Source organism: Shewanella sp. DW31, from assembly GCF_015767295.1.
Lineage (GTDB): Bacteria > Pseudomonadota > Gammaproteobacteria > Enterobacterales > Shewanellaceae > Shewanella > Shewanella oncorhynchi.
The window spans coordinates 51,163-77,128 of the sequence record NZ_JADWMP020000006.1 but is presented as its reverse complement, the minus strand read 5'-3'; the positions used below and the strand labels follow the sequence as shown (position 1 = coordinate 77,128).

Sequence of the window (25,966 nt, the reverse complement as noted above, 5' to 3'; positions counted from 1 at the left end):
CTTATAAAACAATCCGCCAATCCTTGGGTAATTCCTGCCAATCATCCACTGAGTGAAATCCTCTGTAGCCAGAGTTAACGCTCTGTTTAATTGTCATATTCATAGGAAAAATCTGAGTTAAGCAGCTGAATTTGCTATTTTTCGTATTCAATGTTAGCCCTGCTAATGTCGATTTAAGCATCAGCAAAATCGACTTAGGTACAGAGAAATTACCACGTGAACACACTGCAATAAATTCTGCGGCACACTTGATCTAACGTTCATGTTGGCGTTTACACCCGATGACATTAAGACTCACTTCATTGTCACGGGATACCTTTTTACGCATCACTGATTTCACTTGGCCTGTGAACAGCAAAGACATTTCGCACATGAGAACGAACTCTTTCCTAATAATATGATAATAAACCACTATTGGATTGATAATGCGTGGCATAGTTGGACAGACTAGCGTGGTTTTATGACAATTATGCGGCGGTTATGCGGTGATAAATAGTCCCGTTCTGTGCTAAAAGTATGTGCGAGCTTCACAGAGGCAGTACTTACTGAGATAGTGAAAGCCAAAGTGTCATTGCCATCTCATTGCCATATAAGCGGTGCATGTTATCGCTGTGCATCCCAGCTTAAGGTTTGCATGAATCAATTCAGTGCGCACCAAAATGGAGTAATGCACCAAAATGCCACAGACAAAAGCACTATTATGGTGCACACGCGAATCCAATTAAGTGCAACAAAGATTTTAAACCATGTTAATCAGTAAGTTAAATTATTGGCATGGATATCGCTTTATAGCTCGTAAGTTTGGCTCAAGATAAATCACTTGAGTTAAAAGATTATAGAAGGGGCATCCCTTTACCCTACCGGAGGCTTGAGAATGTCAGTTGAATCAGTTTTAAAGCAACTTGAAGAATTAGAAGTTAAGTTCGTTGATTTACGTTTTACCGACACTAAAGGTAAAGAGCAGCACGTATCTATTCCTTCTCATCAGGTAGATGCTGATTTCTTCGAAGACGGCAAAATGTTTGACGGTTCTTCTATCGCAGGTTGGAAGGGCATTAACGAATCAGACATGGTACTGATGCCAGATCCAACGACATTCGTACTGGATCCTTTCACCGAAGAAACCACAGCGCTGATCCGTTGTGACATTCTTGAACCCGGCACTATGACAGGTTACGACCGTGACCCACGTTCAATTGCTAAAAAAGCAGAAGCTTACCTGATCTCTACTGGTATCGCTGATACTGTATTGATTGGACCAGAACCAGAATTCTTCCTATTTGACGATGTCCGTTTCGGTACTGACATGTCAGGTTGTTTCGTTAAGATCGACGCTAAAGAAGCGGCTTGGAACTCAGGCACTAGCTACGAAGGCGGCAACACAGGTCACCGTCCATTTGTTAAAGGCGGTTACTTCCCAGTTGCACCGGTTGACTCATCACAAGACCTACGTAGCGCTATGTGTTTAGTGTTAGAAGAAATGGGCCAAGTGGTTGAAGCGCATCACCATGAAGTGGCGACTGCAGGTCAAAACGAAATCGCAACTCGCTTCAACACCTTGACTAAGAAAGCGGATGAAATCCAGATTCTGAAGTACGTAGTGCACAACATGGCACACGCTTACGGTAAGACGGCGACTTTCATGCCTAAACCCATCGTTGGTGACAACGGTAGCGGCATGCACGTTCACCAATCTCTGGCGAAAGACGGTGTTAACTTGTTCGCTGGCGACAAATACGCAGGTTTAAGTGAAACGGCTCTGTACTACATAGGTGGTATCATCAAGCACGCTCGCGCGCTGAACGCTTTCACTAACCCAAGCACGAACTCTTACAAGCGTTTAGTGCCACACTTTGAAGCACCTGTTATGTTGGCCTACTCTGCCCGTAACCGCTCTGCATCAATCCGTATTCCAGTGGTACCAAGCCCTAAAGGCCGTCGTATCGAAGCACGTTTCCCTGATCCACATGCAAACCCATACTTAGGTTTCGCAGCGCTACTAATGGCGGGTCTTGACGGTATCCAAAACAAGATCCACCCAGGTGAAGCGATGGACAAAGATCTGTACGATCTGCCTCCAGAAGAAGCGGCTGAAATCCCACAAGTGGCAACGTCATTAGAAAACGCCCTTGAAAATCTGCAAGCTGACCATGAGTTCCTGACAAAAGGCGGCGTGTTCAGTGAAGATTTCATCCAATCTTATATCGTACTGAAAACAGCAGAAGCTGAGCGCGTAGCACGTACAACTCACCCACTTGAGTTTGAAATGTACTACAGCCTGTAATGGCTAACTGCATGTAATTACTCACAGTATAAATGCATGCATAAAGTATAAAAGCCCCAAGAGTTTTGCTGTTGGGGCTTTTTTGTATTGCTATTTTAATAATGCAACGAAATCAAACTACTGTTGAATCAGTTCTCCAGAGATTTGATTCATCTTAAGGGAAAAAAAACCGCCTCAGAACAGCCATAAACAGCGCGAAAATGGGGCTTTTAGGAGTGAGCGTGAATCAGTCTGGAGAGTGATTCACTAACTCATTTGGGGACAGAAGTGTACTGATTGCCTTGCTGCATTAGCTGACAATGAATTATCTCAGGAATGTAAAAACTCATTCAACACATTTGTTAACCTGAACTCGGGATAAGAAATGTTGAACTAATAGCCCTCCAAGTGATCGGATCTTTCGACCAAGAGAAACCCCATCACACCGGAGGGCCTATGCATAAATTAGTGGAAGTGTTTTGCGATGTCGATGATTTTTGCGCTGTTTTCATTCCAGAATGGGAAAAAACGCTGTTAACCGATGGCACACGCAAGCGTCAACGCGCTGGCCGTATGACGATGAGCGAAGTGATGACCATCATCATACTTTTTCAGATGTCCCACCACCGTGATTTCAAGAACTTCTACATCGGCTATCTGGCTCATTTCTACAAATCTGCTTTTCCTAATTTACTCAGCTATACCCGCTTTCTTGAGGTGATGCCCAAGGCTTTAGTGCCGCTTTGCAGCTACTTTGCCAGCCTCAAGAGTGACCCCACTGGCATTGAATTTGTTGATTCAACTAACATCAAAGTGTGCCATAACCTACGTATTCATCGGCATAAAACCTTGGCGGGACTGGCGTGCAGAGGTAAAGGCACCATGGGGTGGTTCTATGGCTTTAAGCTGCATTTGATTGTGAATCATCAAGGCGGAATAGTGGCAGCCAAAGTGACCCCAGCGAATGTACATGACACAAAACTGGTGAACGAGATGGTGCACCGTGACATGAACAAACTCTATGCAGATAAAGGGTATATCAGTAAAGCGCTGTCCAGTGAATTGCTGGAGAAAGGCGTCACACTGGTGACAAACGTGCGTAAGAATATGAAAGCAAAAGCGATGTCGTTGTGGGATAGAGCGATGCTGTCGAGACGCTTCATCATAGAAACCATCAACGACCAGTTAAAAAATATCTCTCAAATAGAGCACTCTAGACACCGCAGCGTACATGGTTTTATGCTCAATATGATTGGGGGACTCATCGCCTATCAATTGAAAGACAATAAGCCACAACTGAACCTCACTAACGGGGAGTTTAATGCTATTACAGTTATGGCTCGTTAAACCGATCTCAGGTTTGTTAGAATAATTTACGACTCTGCGTACTCGACCTTTTTAAATACATATCAACTAGATCCTTTACTATGGTTTGGAAGACCACGTCATCACAATGCTCATCCAAAACTTCTATTCCATATTTTGCCATCGCCGAATCAATAATTCGCTGCTCCTCTCGCTGAATATCTAAAGCGCTAATATGATCAAATAAAGGTTTTAATTGTTCAATCGCTTTCGACATAACGCAGCCTCGACTAGCTAATACAGCTTCTAATTCAAGATTAGCCTCTATGTTTGAATCGATTTTATCTTGTGACACAGGGTCTATGGCATAGCAACAAGAAATACTAGGCCCTGTCCACTGTCTAGAAAGCAATATACTAAACCTAAATCCACCATATAACTCGACTAAAGCAACAACTAAACCTTCAGTTTGAGAAGAGTATATAAATATACGGTGGTTAATATTAGAAACCTTATATTGAGATGGAAAAATCGTGTTGGTATCCGAAAATACAATATCTTCTGCGTTTAAGTCACTACCATTAATATAATTAATAACATTAGTAAACTCAGAGCCACGCAACCTTGAAGGTGATACCTTAGTAGCTAACATTGTTAATGCCATTTTGGCTACTGATCTTAGATCGTTTTCACAAAATGAAAATATTCCATCAATTGTAGCTCCATATTGAGTAACTTCGGTTACTGTCCCCATTTCTATATCATCAAGAGATTTTCCACGAGACTTTAATTGACCTTCAATAATTTTTAGTGCTTGCTCTTCCGTATTAGCCACAATATGAAACTTCGTTTTCCCAAGTTCTGTTTTCCATTGCTTTTCGACTTTTCCTCTAATCATCTCCCCTGTAGGTAACAGGTTATAGGATTCGTCCCCCAATTTAACTATACCTTGTTGAACTGGCACCCCCTTATTACGACCAGTTTTTATATTCAATAAAGTCGAAATGATACTAAGCCTAGAAGATAATCCGTCATCAATAGCTTTGCCTAGCCTATTATTACAACGTTCACAGCAAACGTTTCTAGATAGCTTTCGTCCACCTAACGAAGACAAAATGGCGTGCTCTTCTGAGCCTTTCCCTGATTCAAATTTTTCATGTTCACAATATATACAATTTAACATATGTGACCTATTGGTATTACTAATATCAACAAAAAATCCGGCCATCCATTTTAGATCAAAAACATAATGCACTTTCAGTTTGCCTACAACCAGCTCTGGCTAAAATGCCTTGAATAACAACTAGGTTATTGAGGTTGGCTGTATCTCGTTTCTGTTGATGAATAATTGACAGATATAATCATATAGCTAGAATGCCAAGCTGTTGAAACAGAACAGGTTGGCGTCAAATGAAACCAGATCTGGTTCCACATCACTAACGCTCTCAGTTGATCAAGTGAGTAGATCATACCGAAGCAATGCAGTTTTTCACATATAAACAATGGAGTGGTTATGCGTTGGTTGACTTGGTTGGTCGTGTGCTGTTCTCTCACGGGATGTGCAACGATAACGTCGAGGATGGGAGAAGATTCAACTTGGGGTCATTCTTTCTCAAGTGTGCAAACGGCTGTTGATAATGGCGAGGAGTGTATGATTATCTCCGCGTTGGCGGCCCCGCCCTTGCTGCTCTTTACCATCCCGCTGACACTCGTTGATATGAGCAGTGCGTTGATCATCGATACTGTTATGCTACCTGCAGATTTAGCGATCACGCCCAGCGATCCCAAGCTCCACACCCCACGCCCCATGGTCTGCCGCTATGACTACAAGATTTAAGCATGATCGCACCCAATAAATAACCTCAAGTTGCCTGTGTGACGGTGAGTTAACGCCGGCATACGGGAACGACCATGTCGCGGTTTGCCTCCATGAGTGTTGTGCCTTGTTAGTTGTAATTACGTAGTACAACCTAGCCTAGTAAGCCATTTTAAATCATTTAAGTTAGCGATTTGCTTTAATCACATCAAGTAACAACTTGATATCAGCCATATTGTTATAAATATGCGGAGAAATCCGGATCCCCATACTGCGGGCGTCGACACTAATATTCGCGTTCGCCAATGCCGTCATCATTTGATGCTGCTGTTTACCAAACTGTAGAATAAGCGTGCCGCTGCGCTTTTCAGTATCCCGCGGCGACACAAACTCATGGTCGAGCTCTTGCGCCACAGCATCAATCAATTGCTGATTGTATTTACGCAGCAACGGAGTACCTAAACCAGCAAGATAATGAATGCTATGGGTGGCAATGGCATAAGGCGCGATTGATGGTGTCCCTCCCCAAAAGCGCAGTGCGGAATGCTGGTAACGAAAATCATGGATATCAAATTCGAACGGATTCTCGTGGCTAAACCAACCCACATCTTTAGGCTGACAACTCTCCAATATGGCGGGATTAACCCAAAGATAGGCAGCACCAGGGCCGCCGCAGAGCCATTTCACACTCGAACCGATTAAAAAATCGGGTTGTAGGCGCGCAAGATCCAGCGGAATAATCCCCGCCGATTGCGCTACATCCACTAAGCTCAAACAACCTCGCTCACGGGCTATAGTGAAAATATTGGCTAATGGCGCCTGCTGCCCCGTATTCGAGTAAGCATGGCTGACAAACACCAGATCCACATCGCGGCTGATATGCGCATCCCACACATTCGGGTCGGTGATATCGAGCCCTTTAGAAATAAAGCGTACTTCGCAACTGGCAGGCAGCGCTTTTTTAAGGGCAAAACCCATGCTGGGAAAATCAATCTCACTCATTAACACAACGGCGTGTTCGCGGTTCAATCTGTCGAGGGACATGACAATTTTAGTCAGCGCACTGGAAAGATTGACCTGAGGGCAAAAATCCTTTTGGTGGCCATTAAATAACTTAGATAAAGCAAAGGTAAAATCATCAATCACACCCAACCACTGGCCCCAAGGTTCACGCCCCGACTCTTGCCAAGGCGCAAAAAAGGCTTCTTTAAAGACCTGCTCGGTCGATTTTAATGGCCGGCCAACGGAATGGTTTAATAGATATCCTGGACCTGCTAGGTAAAAGTCCTTTTTAAAATCTTCAAACATAGTGTTATCTCAAACTCTCTTTTAGTTTTTTAATATCACAATAACGAGTCCGAATATCGCTGCGCTGAACGGCGGCGCGTCTGTCTCTGAGTCGCTCCAATGAGCCGAGTAGCACATGCAGTGGCGGACCACTCGCGGTAACTTTAGCTAAATGCTGCTGCTCCATACTTGTCGAAGGCTCAGCAATATATTTAGTTACTAACTCATTATGGTGCTGAATCGCAGTCTCGCCATGTAATTCGCAGACTTCGATAAAGAGTCGCAAGTTTTCTTGATACCAATCTTGGGTTGAGCAGTCTTTTGCCTGCAGGAAGTCATCCATCAAATTCGGCCGACGCATGCACTCGCGCAATATCTGTTGATCCTCCGGCATCATGTATAAAAACTTGTCCACCAGCATTTGTGAATAGGAGGCTTCGTTTGCAAAACAAAGACCTAGCGTTAAATCGATGACATTAATTCCAGCAAAATCACCTGCATTGGCACCGCGATAGATTACTGAACCCACCCGATAAGGTTTGTAGTAAGGACGAACACAGTAAAAGAAACGGTCAGTATCTAATCGGTTGAATAATTGAGTATTCGACTCAATCACATCTTGCAATGCCTGTTTAGCGACTCGCAGTAAATCGTGACTGATGGGATGGGAAATGCCCAAAGGCTGGATCTTTAATAGCGCATCGGCGGCGCGTTTATAGGCCAAAATGCCTTTAGTGTTGTAATCCACAAACAGCTTTTCGGCGCTCAGATCGGTAAAGCGCTTATAAATGCCATTGTGGGCACGATTGTGCGTGGTTAAATGTGCGGTGGCAAAGCGCGGCGTGACGCCTATTGAAGCGCCAATATGCATGGCGAGCGCAGAAGCCTCAGCTAATGGCGATGTTGTTTCCCGCGAGGGCTCGGTAATTTCATGGCGCCGACAGGCCGCCATATACAAGCCCACATTGCCGAGTAAATCGAAGGCACTGTCGAAACCTTCATCAGTATTCCCCTCATCGAGCAAGGTTTTAATCAACTCTCGCCCTTCGCTCTCCAGCGCCAACTTAGCTTCTGCGCCGATATCGAGCACATTGGCCCGATCTGTTTGTTGGTAGTAAAGCAGTTCTAGCTCGGAATTGAGTTCCACAAAGCGGCTGCGGATCCAATCATCAAAGGCTTCGGTATTAAAGGTGGCAGGTTTCACGGGCTTATCCTTGAGTATTGTTATCGTTCTTTTAAACGGAGTGAGCTCAAAGCGTTAGCCCAATCCGTAAAACTCGTAACCAGAATGCAACTTATCGCCACGTGTTTCTAGCGTTAGGTCAAATTTCCGAAAAAACTAATGCCATTTTTTATTTACACCATGCGCCAGCGCAATTTTTCAAACACTTTTACTCCGCAGAATGTTCCTGAAGACACTCATCACTCAACTAATAGCTAAGCGGTAAGTTCCGCAGAGGTAAATCGGATGATTTTAATGGAATTTATAGTAGTGCTTAGCTGCCTACTGCTAGGTACCCGCTACGGCGGCATGGGACTCGGCCTCATCAGCGGTATTGGCTTATTTTTACTGATTTTTGTTTTCGGTTTAGCGCCGGGACAACCGCCAGTGCAAGTTATGCTAACCATACTTGCAGTCATTGGCTGTGCAGCCGTATTGCAAACCGCGGGTGGATTAGATGTGATGATGCAGTATGCCGAGCGCTTACTGCGCCGTCATCCACAATACATCACGATTCTAGCGCCGCTGACCACGTGGACGCTGACCTTCCTTTGCGGTACTGGCCATGTGGTTTACACCATGTTCCCAATTATTTCCGATATCGCGCTGAAGAAAAATATTCGCCCAGAGCGCCCAATGGCGGTGGCCTCTGTCGCCTCACAAATGGCGATTTGCGCTTCGCCTGTGTCGGTAGCAGTGGTGTCTATGGTGTCGATTCTGGCATCACAACAGGGTGTAGGCCGCGCTTACAATCTGCTCGAAATTTTAATGGTGTCAGTGCCAGCATCGCTTTGCGGTGTCATGGCTGCTGCACTTTGGAGTCTGCGTCGTGGTAAAGATTTAGATAAAGATGAAGAATTTCAAGAACGCATAAAAGATCCAGTCCAAAGAGCCTTTATCTATGACAAGAGCGAAACCCTGTTAAATCAAAAATATCCGAAGGAAGCTTACTGGGCAACGGGGATTTTCTTCACCGCTATCGCTGCTGTGGTACTGTTAGGTTCATTTAGTGAATTGCGTCCCGCCTTTGACGTTAAAGGTAAGTCGACCTTACTCTCGATGAACTTAGTGATCCAGATGATGATGTTAATTGCAGGTGCTTTTATTCTGATGACCTGTAAAGTCAAACCGACCAACATCTCTAATGGCCCCGTTTTTAAAGCGGGCATGGTGGCAATTTTCTCAGTATTTGGTGTGGCTTGGATGAGTGATACTTTCTTCATCAGCCATATGGATGTACTGCAGGAAAACCTATCCCATGTAGTACAAAGCCAGCCTTGGACCTATGCCTTAGTGCTGTTTCTCATCTCTAAGCTTGTTAATAGCCAAGCGGCAGCACTTACAGCAATCGCACCTATGGGACTCGCCTTAGGGGTCGATCCAAAACTCTTAATCGCCTTCCTCCCTGCAAGCTACGGTTATTTCGTGCTACCAACCTATCCAAGTGATCTGGCCTGTATCGGCTTTGACCGTTCAGGTACGACTAAAATAGGTAAGTTCATTATTAACCACAGCTTTATCATTCCAGGCTTTATCGGTGTAGCGACAGCATCGGCTGTCGGTTATCTACTCGCAACCGCTTTACTCTAACCTCCACAAATAACAAAGGCCGCTGATGCGGCCTTTGTTTTAGATAACCTTAGATCACACAAAAGTATTAACCTGTGCCAATATAAAATCCATACCCTAGACGTCCATGTTCTTCAGAACATAAAATACGCAGCCCGAAAGTGAGATAAGTATCTTACTCAACAACGCTTTTTAGCTTGCCGTACTAAAGATGATTAGACGCTTATCCATTTTATTAGCTTTTTTCGCGATACTGATGGGGCTCGTATACTGTGCCTACAGTCTGATAACTCGGATTAACTTTAATTCCCACCATCAAGTAGGAGAAGTCATCGACACTCTAAACGGGGTTAATATCTATTATAACGGAGGAGTTAATACTCATTCAGGACGTAACCTATCTATAGATGGTTATAACTTAGGTATTCAATATCAATGTGTTGAATTTGTTAAGCGCTACTTTTACCAACGCTACCAGCATAAAATGCCTGACGCTTTAGGCCATGCTAGAGACTTTTTTGATAACAAGTTAAGCGATGGCATGTGGAATGAAAAACGCGCTATGCGGCAATACACTAATGCGAGTCAGACCAAACCTATGCAGGATGATCTACTCGTGTTTTCTCCATGGATATTTAACCCCTATGGTCATGTTGCGATCATTGCCTCAGTTACCGATAGCAGTATTGAAATTGCCCAGCAAAATCCCGGCCCCTTTGGCCCATCACGCGAACGGTTGGCATTAATTCAACAAAACGGCCTCTGGTATATTGATGCGCCTCGAGTAAAAGGTTGGTTAAGATGGCAGGCCCAGGAAATCACAACATCCCCGATTGCAGAATCCGCAAATACGCCATTCCCCAGTAAGGTTCACTGAGAAATAACAATAATGTCAGTATTAACTTGGATTAAACAACGCCTTGCGCGTAATAGTGATAGCCTCAAGCAATCTAGGCCACAAACTGAGTTACACACTGTTTTTCATCAAGCCCAGATGCCCAATATCAGCTTGCCAATCATACAAACCTATCCACTCGTTGTACCTATGGACAGAGCAGATATTTTTGCTTATCAATTGCATTGCTTGCTGACTTACCAAGGGAAAGAGGCCTTAAACACTTTACTTAGCCAGGCAGGCTTTAACACATTGCCCGAGCAAACGGTCAACTTTAACGGTTTTATCGAACATCCAACCCAAGCGACCTGCGTATTACTGAACCAATATGACGATTTTGCGGGTGTGTGCATAACCTTAGTGACCAATGACAAACCCTTGCTAGAAGCATTAATCAGATTCAAATCTGCCCCGCCCAATCCATGGGAAAGCTTTCCCAATATCGATCCCGATACTCTCGGCAGTCTTCAAGGTAATATCGACTTTTGGTGCAGCTATTTTTGGCGCCCCTATTGGCTATCACTCTCAGAAACTGAGCGCTTGCAATATCCTGAAAGTTGGCGGGAATTTAGCGAGTTTCATTAAAACTTAAGGTACGCAAACACTTAATGCAGGATAAAAAATGAAATTGAAATATGTTGGATTAGCACTGACGTTACTGCTACTTGGTGGTTATCTGATCCCTGAGTCACCCGCGATCCCAGTAAAAGGTGCCAGCAGTAAAGATTGGAACAGCCAAACCTTTTGGTATGAACCTTGGGGTCCATCGGGCGTTCACAAGGGGATAGATATTTTCGCCGCCAAAAACACCGCAGTGATTGCGCCAACGCCTATGCTGATCTTGTATCGAGGTGACTTCTTCAAAGGAGGAAATGTGGTGGTTGGTTTAGGTCCTAAATGGCAAATTCATTACTTTGCCCATTTAGCCCAAATTGAATCAGCCACAGGATTGATTACCTACCAAGGTGACACTTTGGGCACTGTCGGCGATACGGGTAATGCACAAGGTAAACCGCCCCATTTGCACTATTCCATTTTGAGCTTATTGCCTAAACCGTGGCTGATGGATACTTCAACCCAAGGTTATAAAAAGGCCTTTTATCAAAACCCTATCGAGTATTTAACTGCACGATAGGTTTAACGACTTACTTTAATCAGCTTATTGGCAGTGCAATATCAAGCTGAGGTTCTGCGGTTTTTGATGGGGTTTCATGCTCAACTGCCGCAGCTAATGCTTCTCTCTCTGCCTTCGCAATATATTTAGGTTTATTGCTAGATTGCAGTTTGGCATTGGCCTTTTTTGCCTTGCTCTTCAAGGTTTGATTAATCTTCTTTTTACGGTTCATCAGGGCACCAATGCGAGATACGGTATAAAGGGGCGCGATTATAGCCTTCCATCAACACGCCAGACAATCGAAAGCACTAAGGCAAACGCGTAGCCCAATCAAATAATCAAACCTGCGACTAAAGCATAGGTCTCCTAAATCAAAGACAAATGCCAAACAAGGTAATGCCTTACCGACATAAACTCGCACTATATGTATGTCCTTTACGGTAAAACCTCTCGATACCGAGTGCTGTGTCGCAATTTATTCATACTGTCGTCAAATCATGCAATTTCCTGTATGGCGTGACTAGACAAGCTGTAATTCCTCCCCTAAAATCGCGAATAATAAAAATCGTTATCATTTGTAATACAATTTAATGGAATATTAACCTATGCCAAGGGAGCCGGTGTAACAAACTCATTCACCCTTAGCAGGAAGTTATATGACATTCAAAACCTCGTTTGTTGCTTTAGCCGTATTAGCAGCGTTAACCCAATCCGCTGCGGCCCAAGATGCCACCGACAACAGTCCAAACAACAAAAATAAAGACATAGAAAAAATCACTGTCACCGCAAGTCGAATGGATAAATCCCCCAGCTCGATCCCCAATACTGTCACTATCATCGACCGCGCCCAATTAGAAGAACAGTTCCGCACCACTAAAGATTTATCGACTATTATCGGTAACTTAGCGCCTAGCTTTTCACCGAGCCGCCAGAAGATGAGTAACACAGGTGAAACCCTGCGTGGTCGTCCGCCATTGATTATGATCGACGGCGTGCCTCAATCGAACCCACTTCGCAGTGGTGGTAGAGAGGGACAAACTATAGATCCTGCCATGATTGAGCGCATCGAAATCATTCACGGCGCCAATGCCATGCACGGTCTCGGTGCCCAAGGCGGCATCATCAACTACATCACTAAAAAGCCTACAGGCGACAGCGAACAGGTTGCTAGTTTCGATGTCACAGTGCCTGATTCAATGAAATCCAATGGCTTAAGCTTTGGTGCTAGCTATGCGTTTTCTGGCGAGTCAGAATTTATCGACATGATAGGTTCGGTTAGCTACCGCAATAATGGCGTCTATTACGATGCTAATCATAACGTAGTGGGTGTCGACACGACTCAAGGCGAGTCGATGGATAGTCAGAGTAAAGACTTCTTCATTAAGCTTGGCCATAACTTCGATGAGTCTCGCCTTGAATTAATGGTTAACCATTACAATGCAGACAACAATGGCGATTGGATGCCCGTTGCAGGTGACAAGCCCAATGGTGTACCCACAGGTGCAGTTAAAGAAACTCAGCCATGGGAAGCCGCCAACAACCAAGTGACCACCACAAGTTTGACTTACACCCACGCCAACATTGGTGGTCAACAACTTAGCCTGCAACTCTTTAATCAAGATTTTAAAGCAGTTTATGGCGGTGGCTGTTTCGATAGCTTCTACGATCCATCCTTCGAAGGCAGCGATCAAGTCATCCAATGCGGTGTTGGCAGTAAAGGCGAAAGCTTGTACTACGAGCAATCGCGTAACTCTTCGGTTAAATGGGGTTTAAAAAGCGCCTTGATCGCTAAGGATATTGCCGGCTCAGGAATTGATGCGGCCTACGGTGTCGACCTTTTCCGCGACACCACTGAGCAAGACTTAGTAAAAACTGGCTTTTCATGGGTTCCCGAAAGTACCTATGACAACGTTGCGCCTTACTTACAGTTAGATTATGACTTAATTGAAAATTTAACCTTATCGACTGGTGTTCGTTACGAACATGCCGAGTTAAGTGTCGATGACTACAAAACCCTATGGGGTGCAGGCAATAAGCAAATTGCGGGCGGTTCAGCCACCTTCGATGAAACCTTATTTAACGTCGGTATCTCTTATAAAATCACTCCTGACATTCGTGTTTATACCAGCTATAACCAAGGTTTTGGCATGCCGGATATCGGCCGAATTCTGCGTGATGGTAAAAGCTTCCCCGGCGACAATCCCAGCATAGATGGCTCACTGGCGCTCACACCGATCGTCACAGATAACGTTGAAGTCGGCGCCGATTACCAAGGTAAATACTTAAGCGCTAAGCTAGCTTACTATCGTTCCGCCACTGATTTTGGTTCACGTTTGGCCTTAAATAGTGATGGTTTCTACGACGTGAAGCGCGAAAAGAGTGTGATCGATGGTATTGAAGCCAATGTCACCGCCTACATTACCAGCAATGATGATCTCGGCATGAATATCGCCTTCCAGCAGGGCGAATACGATTCAAATGGTGATAGCCAAGTCGATACCGATCTCGATGGTGCAAATATTTCGCCAAACCGTATCAACCTGTTCTGGACCCATAGCTTCGATAATGAAATGTCGACCCGCGTTCAAGCCAATTACTACATGGACCGCGATTTTAAAAACGCGGCGGGCAACAAGTATGCAGAGTTTGATGGCTACACGACAGTCGATGCTTCCTTCTCAATGCCGCTTTACACTGGCACCCTGAGCCTAGGTTTGCAAAATCTATTTAATAAGGATTATTTCAATTATTACTCACAAACCATGGGTACAAATGATCGTTATTTCAAAGGGATGGGGCGTACTGCAACAATAGGCTACACCTTGCCTTTCTAAATGAAAGGCCCATTTTGAAACATAAAAAAGCGCAATTACATTGCGCTTTTTTATTGTGTGGAAGAAAGCAAATTATGCCTTGGTCACGACCCAGAGTGCGTGTAATAAACCAGGGAACCAGAACAGTAAACATAACACTATGTTTATTAGCAGATCTTTACTCGCTCCCGCCTTCAAAAATACAGCAACTGGGGGCAATAAAATCGCAATAATGACTAAAAGTAGTTTATTTGTATCCATAACAGAACATCCTCAAAACGGAGATTGTAGGCAAATCAACAAGATCTAACTTCGCAGGAAGACTCAGAATTTGCAAACCTTTTAGTTTGCAAGGCGTAAATAATCCCAGCCGCAGCCTAAATGAAGGCCCTTACCATTCCCTAAAATGAAAAAGGATATTCAACCCATTATCTGTCCAGAGTAGACTAAGATATCCACTAAACTCCAACCGAAAATCCCTAAAAGCATCTATAGTTAAAGAAAAATATGAAGTAAAAGAATGATATTTGATCCCCAAGCCTTATTACTCATCAAGTTTATTTGCCTGCTTACTAGCACGGCTGCCATCGCATGGGGACTCATTGCACAACCGTTAAAAATTGCCACTCAAGCCAGTATGCGCTTTTCTCTGGCGAACTTGTTCGTCCTCCTTGGCATCATACTCAACAGCCAACGCACAGAAGCCTCCAGTTACTTTTTTTGGTTCTGCTCGGATATGGCGATTTTATTTGGCTTCATTCTAGCGCGTTGGGGAACGAAGGCGCTTTTTAGACTCAAGCCCAGCGTAAAATCGGATCTTATTCTTTTAGCACTCACCGCTGGTGTGATGCTCTTGGTTCCACCTAATTTCAGCTCCGAACGCATTTTGGCCATCGCATTCTCAGCCTGCGCCGCGCTCATTTTCGCCATGTTAACTCGAGATAACTATCTTGCCATCAAACGCGATACGGGAAATCGAGTTGCCATCGCTATGGTCATGCCCTTAGTCGCCATGGTGGGTATTTTTATCATTCGTATCTTCATCGCCCTGCTTTCTCCCGAAGAAAGTCCGATGTTTATCGCCATGCACACGCAAGAAGCCATACCTGTGCTTTGGTTCTATGTATTTCTGGCCCTATTGATCAATATCGTGATGATAGGTAATGCCATGACGCGGCTTGTCAGTAAAATCCGCATGTTAGCGGAGCGAGACCAACTCACAGGCCTGTGGAATCGCCGTGCTATGCATAAGTTTTTAAACAATATCCATCAACGCTGGCTGCGGGATAAAGTACCTTACAGTATGATTTTATTGGATCTTGATCATTTTAAAGACATCAACGATCAATACGGGCACGATGCGGGCGATCTCGCCCTGCTGACGGCGGCGAGACTGTTTGGATCAGTATTGCGAGAAAATGACGCCCTATGTCGTCACGGTGGAGAGGAGTTTCTGGTAATTTTACCCGCAACTGATGCCCCCGCGGCCAGAGTCGTCGCCGAGAAATTACATCAAGTACTTAAGGACAATTCATTTATCTGGCAAGGTGTTACGATAAAAATTCATGCCAGTTTAGGTTACGCCACGATTTATCAAGGATGCCAACCTGACAAACTACTCATTCAAGCAGACCAAGCTATGTACCGCGCAAAATCTGAGGGCCGAGACCGTATTTGCCAAGCTTGTTAGGCTTTTGCAACATAACGCTGCAAAGATTAATCTCCTTTCGCAGGCCAAGCCAAAGTATCGGGCTCACGCCATGAAACTAGCGCCTCAGTGACACCTTCAGCGTCAAAATGCTCACCTTGAGTCGGCAAATCCCGATAAGCGTAATCACGCCAACCTGTCACGTCATCACCATAGCGAAAATGCAGACAATATGCATGCAGATAACACCGATCCGCGGCCTCTCCGCCGTATAAATCATCCCCTAAAATGGGTACACCTAAGCTCGCCAAGGCGACTCTTAATTGATGGGTTTTACCTGAGTGAGGTTTAAGCAAATATAAACGCAATCCCTCGCCAACACTCAAGGAGAAAAACTGCGTAATCGCTGGATTCTCTTTAGTCCGCAGTAACTTAAACATGCTACGACGCGACTTTGCCATGTCCCCAATCACCCAGCCTTGCTTCTTCTTCGGCTTGCCTTTCGCGAGGGCGAGGTAATATTTCTGCACTTTATGGGCGGTAAACAGCTCTGTAAATTGCTTGGCGGCGACCGCGCTCTTAGCCAGAATCAACAGACCGGACGTGGGCGTATCGAGTCGATGAACAGCAAAAAGCTTAATCCCTAAATCTTGCTCAGCCTGCGCCACCACGCCTGCAGTCCCATCCTGACTGTGGAAATGCATTTTGGCTGATTTGGAAATAACAATAAAATCAGCCTCATCGGCTATGATTCGATACATGGAGTACTCGGCGTTGTAATGCGGATCATCGACTTAAAACTGAATAGTGACGACTAAGCCAGGATGATTATCCGTGAGATTAATTTTGGCATTGTGCCGTGAGAGAATCGCTTTGACCATAGATAATCCTAAACCAGTGCCCTGTAAATGCCGGCTAGGGTCGAGGCGCACTAAACGTTCGAACACTCTTTCTTTACTCTCGTCTGGAATACCAGGGCCATTATCACGGATCTGAATTTGTGGGCCTGACTGAATAATCTCAATCCGCGCACCTTGGCCAGAATACTTCATCGCATTATCGACAAGATTATATAAGGCTTGGAATAATAAGTATTTGTCCCCAAAAACCTTATGATCTGTCAGTAGCGATAAACTCAAGGTTTGCTCGTTAGATTCAGCCACAGCATCGGCCATATCCAATAAGTCAGTACACAGTTGCGCTAGGCTTAGCTCCTGCAAATCGAGTGTCTGCTGACCTTCTTCGATACGCGTGAGCGATAACATGGCATCAAACGTCGCTAAACAATGATCGAGCTCCTCGGTCAAAATGGCGCAACCTTCGCTAATCTCATTGCTCGGCTTACTCGCCAACTCTTCAATACCAATACGGATATGTGACAGTGGAGTACGTAAATCATGGGCAATATTATCGGTCGCACCACGCACTGCCATCAGGTTATTTTCGAGAATATCCAGCACATTATTAAACTGCAGCGCCAACATATCGAACTCATCCTGACGCCAACTCAAGGGTAAGCGGGTATCATAATGACCGCGTTCAATCTGTTCACTCAAGCGGTTGTATTGCACTAATCGACGTAAAATCGCCTTAGAAAACAGATAGCCGAGCGCTAAAGTCAACACTACGGTAAGCATGACAGCCGTCGCGGCGGCACTGATAAACTTATCAATTAACGTCGCTAAGTTATCAGTACGGGTCGCAATCAACACAGGGCCGTAGCGGGTCATCACTAGGCCGCCAGTAAGAATATGCAGCTTATCCGGGCCACCGGTTAAGATAGGAAAATCCCGCGTTTGCGGCAGCATGGGCATGCCTTCGGGCATAAAGCTCAAGGCACCGACCATATCGTAGCTATTACGCCAAGCGATCAGGGCCGTTTGTGGATCGGCGGCGCGGATTTGAGCGGCAAAACTACGGCGATCAACCGTTAGGGCAAGTTGCTGATAACGTTGGGTCTCTGACTCTAAATATTGAGTCACTTGATACTGCTGCTCAATAATCAACTGTCGATAAAGGGCAAATAGCAACGCCCCGATGATCACTATCACTAAGGTCGAAAAAACGATTGTGATGCGCCAGGCGCTGCTTTGGTAAGGCTTAATGCCTTTGTCGTAAGCGATAACCCGCTCCCCTCACGGTTTCGATAAGCTCGCCATGGCCTAACTCTTCAAATTTACGGCGTAATTTTGCGATATGCACATCGATGACGTTCGTGCGCGGATCGAAGTGATAATCCCACACTGCTTCGAACAATAAGGTGCGGCTAATAACTTGATTAGCATGTTCCATCAGATACTTAAGTAACTGGAACTCTTTTGGCTGTAGCATCAACTCCTGCCCGTCTAAAGTGACATTACGGGTCAGTAACTCCATCTTCAAACCACCAACAACGAGATCAGTGGTCACAGGCACAGATTGCCCACGGTGCATCAGTTTTTCAGCGCGGACTAATAACTCGGAGAAAGCAAACGGCTTAGTCATATAGTCGTCACCACCTGCCCGCAAGCCTTTTACTCGCTCATCAACGTGCGCTAAAGCGGATAAAATCAGCACTGGTGTTTGATTACCCGTTGCCCTTAAGGCGGCCAGCAATTTTAAGCCATCGAGCTGAGGTAACATGCGGTCAAGGATCACGAGATCGTACTGACTACTCGTCGCGAGTGACAGACCTTGGTGGCCATCGCTCGCCGTTTCGATATTGTGGCCCTGCTCAAGAAATCCTTTGACGATGTAATCAATCGTCGTCGCATCATCTTCAACTAAAAGTATTTTCATCTGTATGTTGCGCTCCTCAATCTTAAGCACTCGTGTGAGCACTCGATTGACTTAGATATTTCAATCCCACTTAAGTAAAGGTAACGGTCGTAAATTTTCGACATCAAAGGCCAACTTAAACTTACCCGTATCGTCTAGCAGCTTAAGTTCTAAGTAACTGATACCTAAGTCGTGGTCTAATTTTGCTTCGGTTAAGAAGGCTTTATGATCTTTAGTGGCCTTAATGATTAGACCTGAAAAGGTTTGATCTTTTGCCGCGATCATACGCGTTGCCTCAACCTCACCCAGATCATCGGCGCTTACTTTACTCGCCTTTTGTTTCAGTAACTTACCATCACGGGCACGATATTCAAACCGCGTTATAGAGTTTGCTAAAGGATTAATCAACTCAAATTGATAGACTAATTCACCCTCTTGCTCTTCCATATGAAATTCGGCAATCACACCGGAGAACCCTTTTTCAATCTGCTGCATAACGCTCAACGGCGGTACATAGTCTCCACCCGCAAACATCGAATACATGCTCTGAGCCGCCGTTGCGACACCAGATACCAACATGAATCCTAGCAACCATAGTCTCATGGCCCCTCCATTTAAATCAGCTAAGTTTGTATCTTATGAGACAATCAGTTAGAAGTCGATGGACCTATTGCGCCTGTATACAATTCCAAGCTAATCCCTCACAATTTACCACTGGATATCGAATCACACTGTGTCAGCGTTAACTCTGGTTCGGCCATCAATTGATCTGAAATCCAACGTCAACAGCACCTACATCGCTGATAAGCCAAACACTAAATCATTTTGTGGCTAATGTGTTAAGTCTACCTAATACCAGCTTAAACACCGATGGAAACAAGATTAAGCTTTGATCATCTGAGGATTTTTAAACATGACATTTTCAGTGATAACCCTCAATTTCGCCATTTAGAATCAAGAGGATTGAATTTTAGCGGGTATTTTAGTCTATCTGTGTCATTACAAAGTGGAATTGGCAAATAAATCTCCCTCGACTAAAGTCAGATAACTTAGCGTCAGGTAACGGTATTTTTAAATCGGAGCGAAAATGAAACCAGTCATACGATGGATAAGCTTAAGCTTGTTATTAATAGCAGCATTAAGCGCTTATGCCTATGGCAGCGCCACCAGTGCATTGGTGTTCATCATCTTAGGCATGCTATTGGAAGGGACATTTTGGATTGGATTACTCGGTAAGCGAAAAACGAAATAAACAGCCTCAGTTAATTTGCAGCTAGTGCGTGATTCGTCCTAACTATCCCAGTGTGAAATCGGCGCAGGCATAGCATGGGCATACCCCTGTTGATAATCGCATCCCAATAAGGTTGCCACATCAATGTGCGTCAAAGTCTCCACACCTTCACAAACAACCTGCATTCCTAATCGCTGTAAATACTCAACTAAGCTCGTCAACATACGCATTGAATGTGAAGAGCGACAAGCTTGCAGCAAAAGGGAACGGTCTAACTTGATGACATCATAGGGCAATACCATCATACGTAAGAAATTACATTCTTGGGTGCCAAAATCATCCAGTACGATGCTGGCTCCTCGTGCCCGTAACATTTCAATCAATTCATGCTGTTTATCGTCTAATAAAGTGTGTTCTAACACTTCAAACCAAATTTTGATGCACAGCACTTTTGCTTGAAGTAACAGCATTTGTAATAAATTTTGATAAGTCACACTATATGGCATGGGATTTAAATTAATGGACAGTATGCCAACGCCTTGATCGGCTAATCGAGGTAAGTCTTTGATAATCGACCTCAACATCCATATATCAATATGCAAAGAAGCATTTTTATCTAACAATAAAAAATCAATACCTGTATATGCATGACACTTGGCATCCCAACGGCGTGCAAGTGCTTCATATCCTATAACGGTTTTATCAACCCCGATAATAGGCTGATAAAAAGGCATAACCACATCAGACATAATGCAGCTTGCAATATCTTCACTCACTTTTTTACGCTTAACTGACAGCATAGATACCTACAGAATATTAATATATCTGACTTATTTTTAACTAAATTGGCACTCGCTTCTATCAGATAAATCCTAAAAACAAAAAATCACTGCACTTTAATTATAGGACTATTCCTATTAACGCATAAAAATCACCCATATAAAATACAGCTAAAATGTTTTTCCAATCTAACAGCAACATCAACCAAAAATGAAATCAAGGCAACTCAATACAAGGTAACTCAATAATAATGCGATTATATTTAGCGCTTTTTGGTATTATTTTTTATAGCTCTCAAGTTTATGCTGCGGCAGAAATAAGCATAGGCACCTTATTTGACTATATGCCTAGCAATAAAACCACTTATTTGAAAAAAATAATGAACATGGGCGATTCAACTGCATTTATTAAAATATCGATTAACGAAATAAAATATGATGAAAATGGCCTGCCCTATGAAGTACCTGAACAAGAGACAGAAAACCGCGCCTTGATAGCTAGCCCGTCTCGCTTAATTATTCCAGCCAAGGGAGTACAAGCAACGAGATTGTTATTCTTAGATAAAAAAGACACAGAACGTTACTTTAGAGTTCGCTTTGTACCAGTGCAGCCAAAAAACAATGATGGATTTGATGAGCAAAAAACTGAACAAACGCATGAAGAACTCACTGCCGGAATACAAATACTAACAGGTTATGGGGCATTTTTATTTATCACCCCAGAAGAACCTAAATACTCGACTGAAATAACGGAAGACACAAATAACGCAGAAATAAAAAATAACGGGAATACAACTATTATTTTAGATTTTTTTGAATCATGTAACAAAAAAACCAAAGAGTGTTCCACAGCGACCAAATTGCACATCTTACCCGGTTCAAAAAAACAACTGGTAAAAAATAGTAACGAAAGCTATCACTTTCAATTGATTGAAGGTGATAAAACCAAAAGCATAGTTATTGGTAACTAATGCATCCCTAAAAGGAGACTGTAATGAAAATATGGAAGGCGGCCCCAATAACCTTATTAGTGGCCATGAACTCATTTGCGGCTGAAAAGATTGAACATCAAGTCACTGTGATTGCACAAATTCCGTCAGAGAACTTTTTTGTGCAACCAACAGGCAATGATAACTGGATCAACAGCCAGCAAAAGTTAGCATATAACGTCCATACAAAAAAGCTAGATCAATTAAATAAGCAACTAGAAGTGAAAAGTACCATTGGTGCTATTACGGGTTACTTATCAAACCCAGCCATTATCGCCAGTGGCAATGATAATATTGCACTAACAGTTAAAGTGGGCGGTATTGAACTGAAGACATCTGCGACAGAATTAGTCGATGTCGACAATGCTAAAACGGGTAAAACCCTTGCACTAGAGATCATTCCAACTGTCCCAGCAAGCGGCTATGTCGCAGGTAACTACCAAGGTATGGTCAATATGATTTTCGAATCTGAAACACCACCTAAAAAACCATAGAGATTTATTAAGTTAAATTTCAAAAAAGCTCCCGCAAAGGGAGCTTTATTAATTTTCAAGTTAACGACTCATGCTTTTCATTTTTTCGATATGAGGCAGCACACTTGTCATCTTTGATCCTGACGATTCTGATCGCAACGCTAATCTTTAGCTCTTGCTCTTTAGCTAATAATACGCCATCAGACTCACTCAAGCTGCTAAAGCAATATCAAGACTTGCCTGATGGATTTTATGAGCATTTTTTTAATGCCCCATTAACAGTAAGAATCACCATCGATAATAAATTGCTTGGCGAAGGTGAAATAGTGTTAGGACTCGATACCAGTGTGCAACTATTAAAACTCGTTGACGTGAGCGAAAGCGATCTTGACGAACGTCAGCAACAATTATGGATAGCGCAATTAAACCAAAAACATAAGTTGGGTTTGTGCTCAAAAGGCTGTCAGGGCGGCATATTAGCGATTGAATATAATTTGGAGAACTCTCAATTATCTATTTTAACGGCCAATATCGAAAAGCAGCCATCAAACTCACACTACTATGCCTTGCCTGAACAGGGAAGCTACGGCGCGCTATTTCGACAACAACTCAATTGGAGTCAATCCAATGAGAGCGATTACGCAGGCCGTTATAATTTGCAAGCCCAAGCAAGTTTAGGCCAGTGGACCACACTACTTGAAGGTGAAGTCACTCAAAATAATGAAGAGACACTCAACTCGACTATTCAACAGTTGTATACAGAACGTCAAAACGAAGGACACTTCTATCGACTCGGGTATTTCTCCCCTTATGCCCAAGGTTTAGTTCGTCAGCCCATCATTTATAGCGGCAGCTCACAAGCTGTGATGGGGGTGATGTTGGGTGACTCTAATCAGTTATTGGTCGATCAAGCCTATGCCAGTGCAACACCCATTTATGTCACTCCGAATCGTGCAGGTGTGGTAGAAATCTACCAAAATGGACAATTGATCAACTCACAACAGATTAACGCAGGCTTACAAGCCATTGATACTAAAGTATTACCATCTGGCATATATGAAGTTGAAATTCGGATTCTAGAAGATGGCCAAGTCACTGAACGTCGTCGAGAAATCATTAACAAACCCATTCAATGGCAAAACACTGAAGAACCCTTTCGGGTGAACTTGTTTGCTGGAGAAAAGTTACAAGACATAACGAATTGGGATGATGAAAGCAGACGCGGACTCAGCACGGGGGTACTCGCAAACTACTTATTAACACCGGCGATCATCCTTGGCGCCGCGGCTCAATTTATGGATAAAGGCTGGCACTACAGCGTTTCGGCCGATTGGGACTGGAACCAACAACTGCGCTTTTTTGGTAATTGGGTGATGAATGAACAACAGGGCAGCGATTTTGATTTGCAAGCAGTTTATAGCTACAGGCAAGGTAGTTTTGTACTCAGCCATCAGCAACAACTCAGCCAATCGCAAAGCAGTGATATTACGAACTCTAATCCTCAAAAGTCGAGTGTATCGCTGCAACATAACTTAGGCGGAGGTCACTCTGTTTCGGCCTATTTGTCACATCAATCTGAGCAAGGTCAAGGAATTGATTTAGGTTGGCAGTACAGCGGCAAACTCTGGGGACGCCAAATGAGTTGGAGTTTAAATGCGTTCGATCGTCCCGGCAGTATTAACACCTTAGGTCAGCGCGACCAAGGCGGAGCACTTTATTTCAGTATGAACTTAGGCGATCAAACACGCCGAATCGGTGGTGGCTTAGGCAGCAGAACTTCACGTTCTGGCGGGCAAGAACAGCATGCCTATGTTGATTACCAACAACAATTAGACTGGCGTGGTATTGAAACCATAGGGATGGGACTAAACACGGATAGCTATGGCGTTGGTGCAACCGTCAATAGCCGCTTTCATAACGACATAATCAGCGGCGATGCCTATGCACAGTCATCCTCCTATAACAGTGGCATCACAGGCGGCATAAACCTCGATAGTATGCTTGCTGTAGGACAACAGGGTGAGCTCAGTCTCTCTGGTCAGAGCCAAAACTACGATGCAGGCATGATAATCGATGTGATGGCAGACAGCCCTGACATCATTTTACTGGCAGAAGATGAGCATGGTGGCAGTGTTACCTTAAAACCCGGACGCAATTTAGTACCAGTAACAGCCTATCGCAATGGTAGCGTACAACTCGCCTTAGAGGATTACGACGATACCCCCTCGGTTATCCAACCGAGCGTATTGCACTACCACCTCAATAAGGGAGGCGTCAGTTACCAGCAAATCAAAGTCATGAAGACTGTTACTGTGATTGGCCGCTTAGTGAATCAGCAGGGATTACCACTTAAAGGCGCGCTTATCGCCAACCATGCGGGGCGCAGCTTGAGTGAGGCCGATGGCTTTTTTGCCGTTGAAATGAGTGAACGCCACCCAAGCCTGCAAGTGGAGTATCAAGGTATACAAGAGTGCAACCTTGAACTCGATTTACACCGTGTTAAACGTGAACAGAACCTGTTGCTATTAGGCAATATCACTTGCAACACCCAAGCATGGGCACAGCAAACATTAACAGAGAGCCTAGCCAAGTGAACTATCGTTACACTTTATATATTTTAATGGGATATCTATTACTTAACCCATTAACACAAGCCGCCACCATTCAGGTTACTGCTGAATATAAACCTGCGCCCTATGATATTAATGGTAGTAAGTTTATTAATACCACCCCTTGCTCAGTATCAACAAACAGCTCAGGTCCTGAATTTTGGTGTAATGGCACAGCATCTTTAGACAAAGAACAAGCAATAAAAGTAGAGACTAAAATATTAGAAAAATTAATAAAGAATGATCAAAAACTCGAACATGCTATTACCTATCAGAAGTTTTCTGGTGAAAAAACAGTAGAGCTAATAAAAAAAGGGAGCAGCACAACACATAAAATGAAGTTCAAACTAACACAAATTGGGGCATCTCAAACTCCGAATGCAGTTAAAGAAGCTGGAAATACAGGATCATATTGGTTGAATAGCGTTCAAGGCGATTGCAATCTTAGATTGGAAATATGGGCAAGCATTGGTATTTTAGATTATTTTTATGATATAAAAAATGCTAACCAACAGTCTGGAGGCATTTGTTACAACAATAAATTTAACCCGGAATTCACATCATCAAAGAATATCACCCTTCAAAGGATTTATATTGGTTATAAACTGCAACCTCCCGATCCTTTAAAAATGGAAAATGGCACTTATAAGGGCAGCTTAACCTTGAGCCTTGGACGCAATAAAGATCTCGACTTTGGTGATGCAACCTATTCAGACTCAAACGTAACCATAGAATTTACCTTAAGGGTCACGCATCAACTTAAGGTTGAGTTCCCTGCTGGTAGCAATAAAGTGATCTTGCAACCACCCAAAGGTTGGGCACCATGGATTAACAGCGGTAAAACACCCACCAACTTGAAAGCTGAATTGCCGTTTAAGCTTTGGTTTAGCGCACCATTTGATGTTTCATTGAGTTATTGCCAATATCAAAACAATGGCCAGTGCCAACTTAAAAACATTAAAAACAGTCACAAAACAAATATAGAAATCAGTTATATAAATGGTATAGGAAAATCAGTGCCGCTATCGACATCAAAGTACCATTTTACAAATACAGATGGGGAATATATCAATGTTGCAAGAAAGCTATTGTTTGAAATTAACAAAACCAACTTAACTGAAATGATGAAATATCCAGGAAGCACTTACCAAGGGGATGTAACTATTATGTTCGAGGCTGAAATCCCTCCATTTTAA

General features: G+C 43.7%; 24 protein-coding genes. 14 read left to right on the top strand and 10 right to left on the bottom strand.

Translation table 11 applies throughout. The features are described from left to right. Positions 1–874 precede the first annotated feature (874 nt). Positions 875–2,284 carry a glutamate--ammonia ligase gene (gene glnA / locus GWI56_RS07060; protein ID WP_113941334.1) on the top strand — a complete coding sequence of 470 codons (1,410 nt, stop codon included), beginning with the start codon at positions 875–877 and terminating at the stop codon, positions 2,282–2,284. A gap of 435 nt (positions 2,285–2,719) precedes the next feature. Next, complete coding sequence (locus tag GWI56_RS07055; RefSeq protein WP_198572510.1) at positions 2,720–3,610, top strand: IS982 family transposase; 891 nt, start codon at positions 2,720–2,722, stop codon at positions 3,608–3,610. 16 nt (positions 3,611–3,626) lie between these two features. On the opposite strand, the gene GWI56_RS07050 is transcribed toward GWI56_RS07055, so the two are convergent. Beyond that, complete coding sequence (locus tag GWI56_RS07050) at positions 3,627–4,823, bottom strand: HNH endonuclease (RefSeq protein ID WP_198572509.1); 1,197 nt, start codon at positions 4,821–4,823, stop codon at positions 3,627–3,629. Between the two features lie 258 nt (positions 4,824–5,081). On the opposite strand from GWI56_RS07050, the gene GWI56_RS21695 reads away from it, so the two are divergent. Next, positions 5,082–5,405, top strand: coding sequence for a YceK/YidQ family lipoprotein (locus GWI56_RS21695; RefSeq protein WP_105251113.1), 324 nt, complete (start codon positions 5,082–5,084; stop codon positions 5,403–5,405). A 165-nt stretch (positions 5,406–5,570) separates the two neighbouring features. Here the strand turns inward: GWI56_RS21695 and GWI56_RS07040 are convergent, their stop codons facing one another. Continuing rightward, positions 5,571–6,692, bottom strand: coding sequence for an aminotransferase class V-fold PLP-dependent enzyme (locus GWI56_RS07040; RefSeq protein ID WP_198572508.1), 1,122 nt, complete (start codon positions 6,690–6,692; stop codon positions 5,571–5,573). Positions 6,693–6,696: 4 nt separating this feature from the next. Next, positions 6,697–7,875: a monodechloroaminopyrrolnitrin synthase PrnB family protein gene (locus GWI56_RS07035; protein ID WP_198572507.1), complete on the bottom strand. Its 1,179-nt coding sequence runs from the start codon at positions 7,873–7,875 to the stop codon at positions 6,697–6,699. A 264-nt stretch (positions 7,876–8,139) separates the two neighbouring features. Between GWI56_RS07035 and GWI56_RS07030 the strand changes: the two genes are divergently transcribed. The 4 genes from GWI56_RS07030 (at position 8,140) to GWI56_RS07015 (ending at position 11,492) form a co-directional block, all read left to right on the top strand. Continuing rightward, complete coding sequence (locus GWI56_RS07030) at positions 8,140–9,483, top strand: anaerobic C4-dicarboxylate transporter (RefSeq protein WP_105251110.1); 1,344 nt, start codon at positions 8,140–8,142, stop codon at positions 9,481–9,483. A gap of 190 nt (positions 9,484–9,673) precedes the next feature. Continuing rightward, positions 9,674–10,339, top strand: coding sequence for a CHAP domain-containing protein (locus GWI56_RS07025; protein WP_198572506.1), 666 nt, complete (start codon positions 9,674–9,676; stop codon positions 10,337–10,339). 12 nt (positions 10,340–10,351) lie between these two features. Further along, on the top strand, positions 10,352–10,942 hold the full coding sequence (locus GWI56_RS07020) for a hypothetical protein (RefSeq protein ID WP_198572505.1): 591 nt from the start codon (positions 10,352–10,354) through the stop codon (positions 10,940–10,942). Positions 10,943–10,979: 37 nt separating this feature from the next. Then, on the top strand, positions 10,980–11,492 hold the full coding sequence (locus GWI56_RS07015) for a M23 family metallopeptidase (protein WP_198572504.1): 513 nt from the start codon (positions 10,980–10,982) through the stop codon (positions 11,490–11,492). A gap of 19 nt (positions 11,493–11,511) precedes the next feature. Here GWI56_RS07015 and GWI56_RS07010 read toward each other — a convergent pair whose 3' ends face one another. Further along, positions 11,512–11,703 carry a DUF2986 domain-containing protein gene (locus tag GWI56_RS07010; protein WP_113941341.1) on the bottom strand — a complete coding sequence of 64 codons (192 nt, stop codon included), beginning with the start codon at positions 11,701–11,703 and terminating at the stop codon, positions 11,512–11,514. A gap of 424 nt (positions 11,704–12,127) precedes the next feature. Here GWI56_RS07010 and GWI56_RS07005 point away from each other — a divergent pair, with 424 nt between their 5' ends. Then, positions 12,128–14,305 (top strand): TonB-dependent receptor, encoded by a 2,178-nt coding sequence (locus tag GWI56_RS07005; protein ID WP_168826443.1) that lies wholly within the window; start codon positions 12,128–12,130, stop codon positions 14,303–14,305. A 72-nt stretch (positions 14,306–14,377) separates the two neighbouring features. Here the strand turns inward: GWI56_RS07005 and GWI56_RS07000 are convergent, their stop codons facing one another. Beyond that, entirely contained in the window at positions 14,378–14,545 is a 168-nt protein-coding gene (locus GWI56_RS07000; RefSeq protein WP_198572503.1) for a YqaE/Pmp3 family membrane protein, read from the bottom strand. Between the two features lie 259 nt (positions 14,546–14,804). Here GWI56_RS07000 and GWI56_RS06995 point away from each other — a divergent pair, with 259 nt between their 5' ends. Continuing rightward, positions 14,805–15,974, top strand: a complete 1,170-nt coding sequence (locus GWI56_RS06995; protein ID WP_198572502.1) for a GGDEF domain-containing protein — start codon at positions 14,805–14,807, stop codon at positions 15,972–15,974. 26 nt (positions 15,975–16,000) lie between these two features. Here the strand turns inward: GWI56_RS06995 and GWI56_RS06990 are convergent, their stop codons facing one another. Genes GWI56_RS06990 through GWI56_RS06975 form a run of 4 tightly spaced genes read right to left on the bottom strand, consistent with a single transcriptional unit; the run spans position 16,001 to position 19,292 of the window. Continuing rightward, complete coding sequence (locus GWI56_RS06990) at positions 16,001–16,693, bottom strand: TIGR01621 family pseudouridine synthase (protein WP_198572501.1); 693 nt, start codon at positions 16,691–16,693, stop codon at positions 16,001–16,003. A gap of 33 nt (positions 16,694–16,726) precedes the next feature. After that, entirely contained in the window at positions 16,727–17,983 is a 1,257-nt protein-coding gene (locus GWI56_RS06985) for a HAMP domain-containing histidine kinase (RefSeq protein WP_105251097.1), read from the bottom strand. A 49-nt stretch (positions 17,984–18,032) separates the two neighbouring features. Then, positions 18,033–18,710, bottom strand: a complete 678-nt coding sequence (locus GWI56_RS06980; RefSeq protein WP_006079763.1) for a response regulator transcription factor — start codon at positions 18,708–18,710, stop codon at positions 18,033–18,035. A gap of 60 nt (positions 18,711–18,770) precedes the next feature. Beyond that, on the bottom strand, positions 18,771–19,292 hold the full coding sequence (locus tag GWI56_RS06975; RefSeq protein ID WP_131524044.1) for a hypothetical protein: 522 nt from the start codon (positions 19,290–19,292) through the stop codon (positions 18,771–18,773). 484 nt (positions 19,293–19,776) lie between these two features. Between GWI56_RS06975 and GWI56_RS06970 the strand changes: the two genes are divergently transcribed. Beyond that, a complete protein-coding gene (locus tag GWI56_RS06970) occupies positions 19,777–19,941 on the top strand; it encodes a hypothetical protein (RefSeq protein ID WP_105251095.1) in 165 nt (54 codons plus the stop codon). 38 nt (positions 19,942–19,979) lie between these two features. Here GWI56_RS06970 and GWI56_RS06965 read toward each other — a convergent pair whose 3' ends face one another. Then, complete coding sequence (locus GWI56_RS06965; RefSeq protein ID WP_028759552.1) at positions 19,980–20,720, bottom strand: EAL domain-containing protein; 741 nt, start codon at positions 20,718–20,720, stop codon at positions 19,980–19,982. A gap of 230 nt (positions 20,721–20,950) precedes the next feature. Between GWI56_RS06965 and GWI56_RS06960 the strand changes: the two genes are divergently transcribed. From GWI56_RS06960 to GWI56_RS06945, 4 genes are all read left to right on the top strand, one after another. Beyond that, the gene (locus tag GWI56_RS06960) at positions 20,951–21,670 is read left to right on the top strand and encodes a hypothetical protein (protein ID WP_198572500.1); all 720 of its coding nucleotides are present in this window, start codon (positions 20,951–20,953) and stop codon (positions 21,668–21,670) included. Positions 21,671–21,693: 23 nt separating this feature from the next. Beyond that, positions 21,694–22,182 carry a CS1 type fimbrial major subunit gene (locus GWI56_RS06955; protein ID WP_198572499.1) on the top strand — a complete coding sequence of 163 codons (489 nt, stop codon included), beginning with the start codon at positions 21,694–21,696 and terminating at the stop codon, positions 22,180–22,182. A 104-nt stretch (positions 22,183–22,286) separates the two neighbouring features. Further along, entirely contained in the window at positions 22,287–24,755 is a 2,469-nt protein-coding gene (locus GWI56_RS06950) for a CS1-pili formation C-terminal domain-containing protein (protein ID WP_198572498.1), read from the top strand. Beyond that, the gene (locus GWI56_RS06945; protein ID WP_198572497.1) at positions 24,752–25,966 is read left to right on the top strand and encodes a hypothetical protein; all 1,215 of its coding nucleotides are present in this window, start codon (positions 24,752–24,754) and stop codon (positions 25,964–25,966) included. The genes GWI56_RS06950 and GWI56_RS06945 overlap by 4 nt, the downstream gene beginning before the upstream one ends.